This window comes from Flavobacterium sp. MEB061 (assembly GCF_000834715.1).
GTDB classification, from domain to species: domain Bacteria; phylum Bacteroidota; class Bacteroidia; order Flavobacteriales; family Flavobacteriaceae; genus Flavobacterium; species Flavobacterium pectinovorum.
In genome coordinates this window covers 1-10,985 of the sequence record NZ_JXQR01000001.1, presented here as the reverse complement: position 1 = coordinate 10,985, position 10,985 = coordinate 1, and the positions used below count along the sequence as shown (strand labels likewise).

Genomic DNA, 10,985 nt, shown 5'->3' with positions numbered 1-10,985 from the left:
AAGCACTGCTGTGCGTCTCTACGGAAAACCTTTGTCGCTTTGAACCTTTGTAACTTTGAACCTTAATTAATATTTCTTCAAAACCTCAAAAAGCGAATAGACTTTTAAAACCGGCTTATCTATTTTCCCTTCAAAAGAAATTGTTTTTTCTTCTCCTTCTTTCAGATCAATGTAATTATCGCTCCATTTTCCGGTATATCCTTTTATGGAAATACATACGTATTTTGCTGGTTTCACAGCTTTTAAAGTTACTTTATTTCCTTTTACTACCCATGTTAATTTTGGATCTTCGAGTTTTAAATCGATTGGGCGTGTTAACTCAATTTCAGGGGTTTTGTCATCCCGATAGGCTTCTTTCATTGCATACCATGCCGCTTTGGGCTGTCGATCGTAATAATCGGTTACGCTCCAGCTTGCTACGGGCCAGCAATCGTTGAGTTGCCAGACTAAAGTTCCCATATTGTAGGGTGCTTTTGAACGATGGATTCCGATGATATTTTTTAAGGCAAAATATTGCAGACATTGTGTGAGATAGGTATAATCTTCAACAGACATCTTTTTTATTTTTTCTGAACTGATGAAATAGCGATTCAAATAAGATTCTAATTTCATAAATCCTTTTCCGGCTTTTTGATGTGCTTCGAGAATATCCGAGTATAAGTACCGATCTTCGGGCAAGGTAAATTTTTCTATTGAAGAATAATTAGGCATTGCTTCCATTCCGTATTCGCTCACAAAACGCCCTGTTTTTTTCTCTGTGATTTCAATATCCTGCAAACCCCACCACGTTCCCCAATAATGACTGTCGCCCTGGGTAGTACTTTTTTCTTTTGACCAATGAAATAAAGGTGAAGAACTAATATAAGGTCTTTTTCCGTCGACTTCTTTTACCCATTTCGGAATACTGTCGTGAAACAATCTTACGTAATCATGCCACAAACGGGTTGAATCTTGTTTGGACATTTTCATGCTTTTTTGCCATCCCCAACTTTTAAAAGCCTCATCGCTTTCGTTGTTACCGCACCATAAAACGATACTTGGATGATGTCGCAGGCGTTTTACCTGATACTGAACTTCTTCTTTTACATTGTCAAAAAAAGCTTTGTCGCCCGGCACCATTGTTCCGGCAAACATAAAATCCTGCCAGACATTGATTCCGTATTTATCACATAAATCATAAAAATAATCGTCCTCGTAAATACCGCCGCCCCAAACACGAAGCATATTCATATTGGCATCTTTGGCAAGAGCAATTACTTTTTCATATTCTTTTTTGTTCATTCTCGAAAGAAAAGCATCAGACGGGATATAATTAGCGCCTTTCATATAAACTGGTTTTCCATCAATTTTAAAATAAAATGATTTACCAAGACTGTCTGGCTGTTGTATTAATTCTATTTTGCGATTTAGAACGTATGGTTTCTCCGAAGATTTTTCATCGTAAGCTTCTAAACGTGGTGTTTTCCATATTCCACATGTGGTGAATTTTGGTCCCCAATCCCATCCAAAATGGTATTGTGCTTTGCGAACATAAGCTCGTGGATTGTCCGGAATTATAAAGGGCAAATCTTTTTTTGCCAGTGAATCGACTACATTTTGCGCCGATTTGAAAACGACAACCAAATCATTATTTCCTGATTTTAAAATCTTCTTTACATCTACACGCCATTGACGGAACATGTTATTGGCTGTTAAAATCAATTGGTTGTTTAGATAAACTGTTGCGTAGGTATCTAAACCGTCAAAAACCAGTTCTGTATTTTTCTTTTTTAATGTTGATGCGGTAACTTTAAAAGTAGTTTTGTATTCCCAATCTTTCTTTTCTATCCATTGTACTTTTTTTTCATTGTCTCTGTAAAATGGATCCGGAATTGCTTTATTATTCAGTAAATCAGTGTGAATTTCTCCCGGCACTGTGGCTGGAAACCATTTATCAGTTTTTATTTCCCGATATTGCCAATCTTCTTTTATATCAATATTTTGAGCATTGACTACAAATGAGAGATTCGCAATATAAAGACATATTAACCAATAAAAGTTTTTTATAAATTTCATTTTTTATTTTTTTGCTGCAAGTAATGGAACGCGGATGACACGGATTTAGGCGGATTTTTTCTGATAATCTTTGAATATAAATTTACTGCAAAGTGTAATTTTTTCTTCCTTTTGAACATAAAAATTTAACCGCAGAGTTCGCAAAGGTTTTACGCAATCCCGAAGCCTCGGGACGCAAAGTTTTTTTGAAGCTTTGAACATAAAAGTTGATATAAGTTCGCAAAGCTTTGTCTCTTTGAACCTCTGAACCTCTGAACCTTCAAAAAAAATAAGCCGGGCGCGGTACAGGTAATCCTACCCGGCTTAAGTCAAAAACTCAACTAACTGACTAAATTTAAACTATTGCTTATCCCACCAGATTCTGGTTGTCATTCTGTCTAATCCCTGACGGCTTATTGCTTGTTGATAATTATCTGCATTTGTTAAAAGCTCTGACTGATCGTAGATTAATCTTCTCGGAATTGTTCCGTTTGTTTCTCCCGTAGGATCATTTACCGGAACTAAAACCGGATATCCTGTTCTTCTGTATTCTGAAAAAGCTTCAAAACCATTAAACAACAATACAATCCATTTTTGAGTGATAATCTGTTCGATTTTTTCAGCATCAGTTCCTGCAGTTTTAAACGGATAAGTGGTGATGTAAGTGTTGTATTCTGCACTTGTAACGGCTGGAACTTTGTCTCCAAAAATGGTTAGTATTTCCATTGCTGCTTTTACACCGTTTTCATAATATTGCTGTGCACTTCCGCCAACGTTCCAGCCTTTTACTGCTGCTTCTGCCAATATGTATTGAACTTCGGCATATGACATAATTAATGTTGGTGCATCTAAACGTAATACGGTTGAAGTATTTGGGTCTGAGAAAACTTTTTTGTCTCCTCCCGGAAAGTCTTTAGCATCATTGGCAAGACCTTGTTGGTTTGCAGGGTTGTTATCTCCCGTTGCTTCTAATTTAGCATAGATTCTTAAACGCGGATCGTTTGTGTTTTTCAATAAATCGATAAATGTTTTACTGAATTTTATATTTGCTTCTCCTTTGTTTAAATCATTTGTAACCCATGCAGAAGTGATAGGATTTGTTCTAACTCCTTGCGGACCTGCATCATGTTTTAAAACAAGGCTGTCATCATTTGAAGTAAAAACACCTTTTGAAACTGCTTTTTCTACATATTCTTTAGCCTTAGCCGGATTTACTTTAGATAAACGCATCGCTACTCTTAGCATTACGGAATTGGCCAATTTTTTCCATCTTGCAACATCGCTTTGGTAATACAAATCTGCTGCACCAACAAAACCTTTGTTAGCATCCAACGCTGTTCCGGCTTCGTCTAATTCTTTTAAAAGGTCATTGTAAATAGCTTCCTGAGTGTCATATTTTGGGGTAAAAATATTTCCATTGTATCCTTTTCCTGCTTCAAAATAAGGAACTTCTCCATAAGTATCTGTTAGTTTTTGAAACATTAAAACTTTCATAATTCTTAAAGCCTGAATTGTGTTTGAATTTTCATCAGTGTTTGGTAAAACCGACATTAACTGATAAATCTGGTTCAATCCTTTTCCGTAAGATTCTCCAAAAAGAGCCGCTGAATATTCAGAAGAATAGGTGTATTTTGAACCTGCTCCTCCTGGTGAAGAAAATTGCTGTACGATTTGTGCTGCATAAATGTTATTTCCTCGTGTATTAGAAAAATCCTGACCGTCAACATAAATCTCAGCAAGTGTAAACATCGATTTTATTGCAGGATCTGTTAAGGCATTTGGATTCGTATTCATTTCTTCAAATCCTTTATCGCATGATGCTAATGTCATGGCACTAACAATTGCGATACAAAATATTTTTATAGCTTTATTTTTCATCTTTTTATTATTAGAATTTGACATTAAGTGTTAAACCATAATTTCTTGTCAAAGGCATAGAAGCTCTTTCAAGTCCCTGAGCATTACTATTATTATAGTTTGACTCTGGATCGATATTAGGCACTTTGTCATAAATTGTCCATAAATTATGGGCAGAGAATGCTAAACTAATCGATTGGAAAGGTGTTTTTTTGATATACTCTTTTGGAAAATTGTAGCTAAAAGAGATTGCTCTTAGTTTTACAAAATCAGCATCGTAAACAAAATTTGATGTTACATCGCTATAACTTCTCCAGTAATCGTATGCAGAAACGGTTGTGTTTACAGGATTTCCGTTAGTATCAGTTCCTGAAACTGCAACTCCGCCTTCACGGCCAGGAAGCGAAGCTTCAGATAATCCGTAACGCATTCCTAATTGGTTTGTTGCAGAATAAATTTCTCCTCCAAATTTCGCATCTACGAAAACAGAAAGTGTGAAATTTTTATAAGAGAAATCATTTGAAAGTCCCATTGAAGTTGGCGCAACACCTTGTCCTGCAATGATTAAGTTTCCTCTAAGGAATTTACCGCTTGGGTCAAGTACAATATTTCCGTTTGCATCTCTCAAATAATCATAAGCTTTGATTACACCAAAAGGCTGTCCTTTCTCTAATACTACTGAAGCTCTTGCATCTCTGTTATCATCTAAAAGTTTTGTTGGAATTTTATCGGAAAGATTAACAACTTCACTTTCGTTGTAAGCAAAATTGTAACCAACACTCCAGCTAAAATTAGGTGTTTTTACTGCTTTTACATTTACGGCAAATTCAACACCCTGATTCAGGATTTCTCCCACATTGATTTTTGTAGTTCTGTAACCGGAAGCTTTAGAAATATCAGCATCGGCAATATCATTCGTTGTTCTTTTTTGGTAAAAAGTCAAATCTGTACTTAATCTGTTGTTGAAAAATGTATTTTCGAAACCAAATTCGATTGTACTTACATTATAAGGTTTTAAATATTTGTTTGGAACTGTTTCTCCATTAATACCTAAAATTGGCTGTCCTTGCGAATCTGTTTGTCCGTCTGGCGCAGTATAAGTTAGTGATAAAGCATAAGCATCCGGCAAAGCTCCACCAACATTACCCCAACCTGCTCTAATTTTACCATAAGACATCCATTCCGGTAATTTAATTACTTCAGAATAAATAAAACTCGTACTCACAGATGGGTAAAAAGTACTGTTATTTGCCGGATCTAAAGTTGAAAACCAATCTTCACGGCCCGTTAAACTCACATACAAGAAATCTTTATACCCTAAATCTGCTGAATAAAAAAGTGAATTTACCTGGCTTTCAGAAAATAATTTTTCTGTTTTTACAGGCTGAGTGTTTGCATAAAAATACTTGAACGGAACTATGAAGTTATTTCCTCTCATTTTAATACCACTCATTCTGTTATCCTGACGGTTTGCTCCGATAAAAGCATCTAAAGAAAGATTTTTAACGATATCGCCTTTGTATCCTAAATAACCTGAAGCATTAAACTCAGAACGGTTTTGAACTGTGTTTTCATAAGCTCCTCCCGGTGCATAGTTAATTCCGGTTGGTTCGATCTCTGTAAATTCATAATTAATATCATCGATACCCACTACAGCTTTTGCGTAAATTTTATCGGTAATATTATAATTTACTTTTGCAGAACCTATAAAACGTTTTCTAAGATCGTTGTTCAGGTCTTCCTGCGTAGCAAAATATGGATTTGTCTGATATACATTTGAGGCAAAATAGTCTGCCTCTCCTCCATTTTCATCATATGCATTGTTGATCCATCTAATGTCTGTTCCCGGAGTCATAAAAGTAACCGGAAAAGACGGGTTTCTTGGAGAGTCATTCAAATAAGGTCTGTTATGACTTTTCTCAGAAATATACTGTGCATTTGTCTCTATGCTTACCTTTTTGTTTGGCGCTGAATTCAAGCTCAAAGTCACGTTATTTCTTCCAAAGTTCGTTCCTGGCAAAATAGATTCGTCTTTAGTATTTCCAAAAGATAACCTGAAATTAGTCGTTTCGTTTCCTCCGGAAATTGCTAAAGTATTACTGAAAGAATATCCGGTTCTGTAGAAATTTTTAACGTTGTCTTGTCCGTATGCCTGATATGGTCTTGTCGTTCCATCGATACCAATAGAAGGGGTTCCGTCGTATTTATCACCCCAGGCAAAATAGTAAGAATCCCTAAGTTCCTGTAAACTTGTAAATCTTGTTGCAACACCATTTACAGGCGCTCCAGCTCCGTATTGATCCTGCCATCTTAATAAACTTGCCGGTGTATTGAAGGTAGAATTTGTACTAAAATCTACTCCAATTCCAGTTCCGCTTTTTCCTTTTTTAGTTGTAATCAAAATAACACCGTTTGATCCTCTGTACCCGTAAAGTGCAGAAGCTGCACTACCTTTTAATACCGACATCGAAGCGATATCATCCGGATTAAAAGAAGACATTCCATCTCCTTTATCTGCTCCTCCGTACATTCCGGCATTTCCTTGCTGACTATTGTCTATCGGAATACCATCTACAACATATAAGGGCTGGTTAAGTCCTGAAGCAGAAGTTGCTCCACGAATTACAACACGACTTGACCCGGATGGACCTGTAACGGGCGCAGAAACGTTTACTCCGGCAATTTTTCCCTGAAGTGCATTTCCTAAATTGATTTCTTTGTTTTTTGTCAGCTCATCACCTTTTAATTCTCCAACGGCATAACCTAAACTTTTTCTTTGTTTTTTAACTCCAAATGAAGTTACTACAACATCTTTTAATTCCTGTGTATTTTCTACTAATACAACTGAAATTCTGGTTTCATTTTCCTGAAGTACTACTGATTTTGATACAAAACCCATAGAAGATACATTCAAAGTAACCTTACCTTCGGGAACGTTCATTCTAAATCGACCTTCTGCGTCTGTAATTGCGCTAAAAGGTTTTCCCTGAACTTCGATTGATGCAGCAACAACTCCCTTGTTGTCTCCATCTGCTACTATGCCTGTTATTAAGCGGTTTTGTGCTACAGCTCCTAAGCTGCTCAACAACACCATCGCTAACATTGCCAATATTCGTTTCATAAGCATTTTTTGGTTTAATTTTGTTTTGATTTTGTTTTGTTTTGTTTAATCTGCTTGTTTTAATAATTAATAAAAATTTGAACTCAATTGTATATGGTATTCAGTGGTCTCCACGCATTGAATACTATTGGTTAATAGCAACATAGACTTTCTATATTTTACGCAATCGATATAGCAAACCAGATATAACTGTATTGCGGATTATTTATTTTACTCAACTAAAATTTTACTAAAACGATTTAGTAAAAACGGTTAAAAAAAAACAAAATCAATTTGCTTTTATTTTTTTCCTATTTCAAGCTGGTTTTTACACCGATTCTCTTATAATTAATTTTCCTTTTTTAAGGCTCTTTTCTACTTTATAAACCTCCATATCAGTCATTTGACTCATTAACAATTGTATCGATTTAACAGCAATTTCTTTTATTGGCTGTTCAATCACTGTAATGGTTGGCGTATGTAATTTAAAACTGTCATGATCGTCAAAACTAACAACCGAAATATCCTCCGGAATTCTGATTCCCATATCTTTAAAAGCTTGTAAACCTGTAAGTCCCATATAATTCGTTAGAAATATAACGGCATCAATTTCTTTATTCTTCTGAAAAAATTCTACTACAGCTGCAATTCTGTTTTGTTCATTGCTGTGGTATTCCATGTGAAGAACAAGTGAATCTTTATAAATTCCCGCTTCTTTCAACGCGTCTCTGCAACCATCTTCTCTCAATGACATCTGAATCATTTCAGACGTATTATTAACAACTGCAATATTCTTACAGCCTTTATTAATCAGGAATTTGGTAGCTGAATTTGATGCTTCGTAATTATCCATTGCAACATGGCTTACTCTTTGTCCTGGAAAATACCTGTCTATTAAAACTACGGGTTTTTTCAATTTTATAAGAAGTTCAACACTTTCTTCCAGATTTTTTGTGGGAGTTATAATAAAACCATCTACGTTTGCCTGCAAAAGACTATGTATTAATTCTTGTGAACGTTCATCATCATCGCCTGTACTGCAATAAAAAACTCTGTAATCGATATTTTTAGCTTCGTCTTCAATTACTCTGGCCAAATCAGCAAAGAACTGATTGGAAATATCTTCAACAATTAAACCAATAGATCGCGTTTTTCCGGTTCTAAGACTGGTCGCTATCATGCTTGGTCTATAGTGAAGCCTTTCTGCTACATCTTGTACTTTTTTAATAACAGCACCACTAATTCCCATTTTCTCTCCCTTACCATTAATGACAAAAGATACCGTAGATATGGATACTTCGGCTTCTGTAGCAATATCCTTAATAGTAATCTTTTTCATTCAGCAGATTGTGGTTTTGTAAGCTTATTAACGATATCACAAATATATGCAAAAACAATTACTAAAACGATTTTGTAATTATTTTTTTGAATAAATCATTTTTTTATTCTACTAAATAAGAACAATCATCAGTAAATATAAGCATTTAGCAAATAATTAATTTATTTATAAGGTTATTTTGACCATTACGATTTATTAGTAATAAACGTTCAAAATGATGTTTGATTTTGAGTTGTCAATGATTTTTTCGAGTCTTTTAAAGAAGTTTTCGTTTACCATTTTGACAGCTATGACAGTTTGATATGTAGTAATCCTGTTCCTCTTCGGGAACTGCAGAATAAGACTGTAAAAAACAAGCAATACGACTTATTTTTTTCGATATTACATTTACGGATTAAACATAAAAAATCCTTGTAAACTTATGTTTACAAGGATTTTTATTTTAAGTATTTTGAAATTTTATTCGATAATAACAGGCGTTTCCAAAGCTTTATCTTTTGATTTTGCCAATTGGTTTACCCGCCACATTAAAAATACTGTCATTAATGTAACGACTGCAATTACATAACCCAATATGTCATAGTTTTCTAATGGCGAAGTTTTTGTTTCCTGATGAACAATAAACCCGGCACAAACGGCTGCAATTCCACCTGCAATTTGTTGCAAAGATGAAGTAATAGACATATAAGCACCACGATCTTTCATTTCAGGAATTGCTGTATTAAGGGTTGTTGCGGGAATCATACGGCTCATAATTCCCATAAAAAGAATCATATTGATTACGACAATTTCCCATAACGGAATTGGATCAAGATTGGTGTAAATTAAAATCATTATAACAGAAATCACAGATCCTGCCGCAAACAATTTAAACTTACTTATTTTATCACTCAGTTTTCCAATCAAAGGCATTATAAAAAGCACCGAAAGTCCGGTGAAGAAAAATACCATTGGCAATTGAAGATGACTGATATGAATGTTGTTTACCAAATAGGCGGTACCGAATGGCTGCAGCATAAAACCTCCAACAGAAAGAAAGGCAATTGCTGTAAATCCTACCTGATAATGTTTGTTGCTTAATGTGTGCCAAAGATGTAAAAAAGGATTTTTTTCCGACTGTAGTTCTAAGTGTTTTGTTATGGGCTGCATTTGCGTAATTATGGCAATTAAAATAAGCGCCCCTAAAACGGCAATCATAATAAATGCTGAATGCCAGCCCCAGTTATTGGCAAAATATAATCCTACCGGAATACCCAAAATCTGACTGGTTGCAAATGCCATTTGAATAAAACCCATGACACGCCCTCTTTGCTGAATAACAAATAAATCGGTTACAATTGCCAATGAAACCGAACCAATAACGCCACCAAAAAGTCCGGTAACGATTCTTGCCATCAGCAACATTAAATAACTTGTAGAAAGGGCACAAAAAACAGTTCCGATAATAAAACCGGTATAAAAGAAAATCAAGAGTTTTTTTCTGTCAAACTTATCAGCAAAACCTGCAGCAAGCAATCCCGAAATTCCGGCACTAAAGGCGTAAGCAGAAACAGCAAAACCAAAGTTTGCAGTTGTCATATCCAATGTTTTCATCAGGATATCTCCCAATGGGGAAATTACCATAAAATCGAGTATAACGGTAAATTGTAAAAGTGCCAGTATGGCAATAATTATTTTTTGATGTGAAGTAAAAGCAAAGCTTTCTGTTGTATTTTTTTCCATATAAGATTGGTGATATTTTGATTAAGGTAATTCCTGGCACTCGTGGCCAAGTTCATTGATGATGCCGATAATTACTTCTGGCTGCAGCGTTTCTGAAACAACGCGAAGTACACGATCGACATCTTCACAATCGACACTCCATTGCTGAATATCATTGTGATTGCCCAATGTTGTATTGATGGCACAATCCGGAAATATTTTATCAATGTTTGTTTTAAAAATGTGTATTTTGTGTAAATCTGTTTCCATAATTTTTCATGGTTTTAATGCTTTAATAGTGGCCTGAAAAGCTTCTCTCATTATTTCTTTGGTCAACACAAATGGTTTTCCTCCCATACTTTTACCTTCGGTATGAAAATTCAGTAAAGTATATAATGGCCCATAAGCGATGCTCCAAAAAGCTTCAAATGTCATCGGAATTAGCTCTTTATTTTTCAGTCCGTTGTCAATAAACTGTTTCATAATAGCCCTGAAATCTGAAAACTCTTTAATTGAATCTAAAATAGTTTCTGCGTGAGGCGAATGTTTGATTATTTCAAAAAATGCAACTTCTTTTGGATATTTCATCGTAAAGTTGGCGCGGTTTTCCCATTGTTTCCACAAACCTTCTTCAAAGGACATATCCGGCGAAAAATCTTTAACCGTTCCCGAAAAGAACTTTAATGCCATTTTTCCGCCTATTTTTTGAATTAAATCATCTTTGTCTTTGTAATAGATATATAAAGTGGCGACAGAAATAGAACAGGCTTTTGCTAATTTATTCATGCTAAAACCCTGAAATCCATCTCGTACAATTTGATCGATTGCATTTTCAATGACCAAATTTTCTTTATCTGTATCTCTTATTCTCATGACAACTATTTTTAGCAAAGTTAAAATAATAAATGAATGAACATTCTTTTATTTATTATTTTTTTATTTGATGTGAAAAAA

At 35.0% G+C, this 10,985-nt stretch carries 7 protein-coding genes; all 7 read right to left on the bottom strand.

Annotated features, from left to right (window positions below; all coding sequences use genetic code 11):
• Positions 1-66: 66 nt before the first annotated feature.
• The 7 genes from RT99_RS00035 to RT99_RS00005 all read right to left on the bottom strand — a co-directional run bounded on the left by RT99_RS00035 (position 67) and on the right by RT99_RS00005 (position 10,904).
• Positions 67-2,055: a glycoside hydrolase family 2 protein gene (locus tag RT99_RS00035; protein WP_042562683.1), complete on the bottom strand. Its 1,989-nt coding sequence runs from the start codon at positions 2,053-2,055 to the stop codon at positions 67-69.
• Positions 2,056-2,394: 339 nt separating this feature from the next.
• Positions 2,395-3,912, bottom strand: coding sequence for a SusD/RagB family nutrient-binding outer membrane lipoprotein (locus tag RT99_RS00030; RefSeq protein ID WP_042562691.1), 1,518 nt, complete (start codon positions 3,910-3,912; stop codon positions 2,395-2,397).
• Positions 3,913-3,922: 10 nt separating this feature from the next.
• Entirely contained in the window at positions 3,923-7,012 is a 3,090-nt protein-coding gene (locus RT99_RS00025) for a SusC/RagA family TonB-linked outer membrane protein (RefSeq protein ID WP_042562682.1), read from the bottom strand.
• A 307-nt stretch (positions 7,013-7,319) separates the two neighbouring features.
• On the bottom strand, positions 7,320-8,330 hold the full coding sequence (locus RT99_RS00020) for a LacI family DNA-binding transcriptional regulator (protein ID WP_042562681.1): 1,011 nt from the start codon (positions 8,328-8,330) through the stop codon (positions 7,320-7,322).
• Between the two features lie 459 nt (positions 8,331-8,789).
• Complete coding sequence (locus RT99_RS00015) at positions 8,790-10,052, bottom strand: MFS transporter (protein ID WP_042562680.1); 1,263 nt, start codon at positions 10,050-10,052, stop codon at positions 8,790-8,792.
• 21 nt (positions 10,053-10,073) lie between these two features.
• Positions 10,074-10,301, bottom strand: a complete 228-nt coding sequence (locus tag RT99_RS00010; RefSeq protein WP_042562679.1) for a hypothetical protein — start codon at positions 10,299-10,301, stop codon at positions 10,074-10,076.
• Between the two features lie 6 nt (positions 10,302-10,307).
• A complete protein-coding gene (locus RT99_RS00005; RefSeq protein WP_042562678.1) occupies positions 10,308-10,904 on the bottom strand; it encodes a TetR/AcrR family transcriptional regulator in 597 nt (198 codons plus the stop codon).
• Between the last annotated feature and the right edge of the window lie 81 nt (positions 10,905-10,985).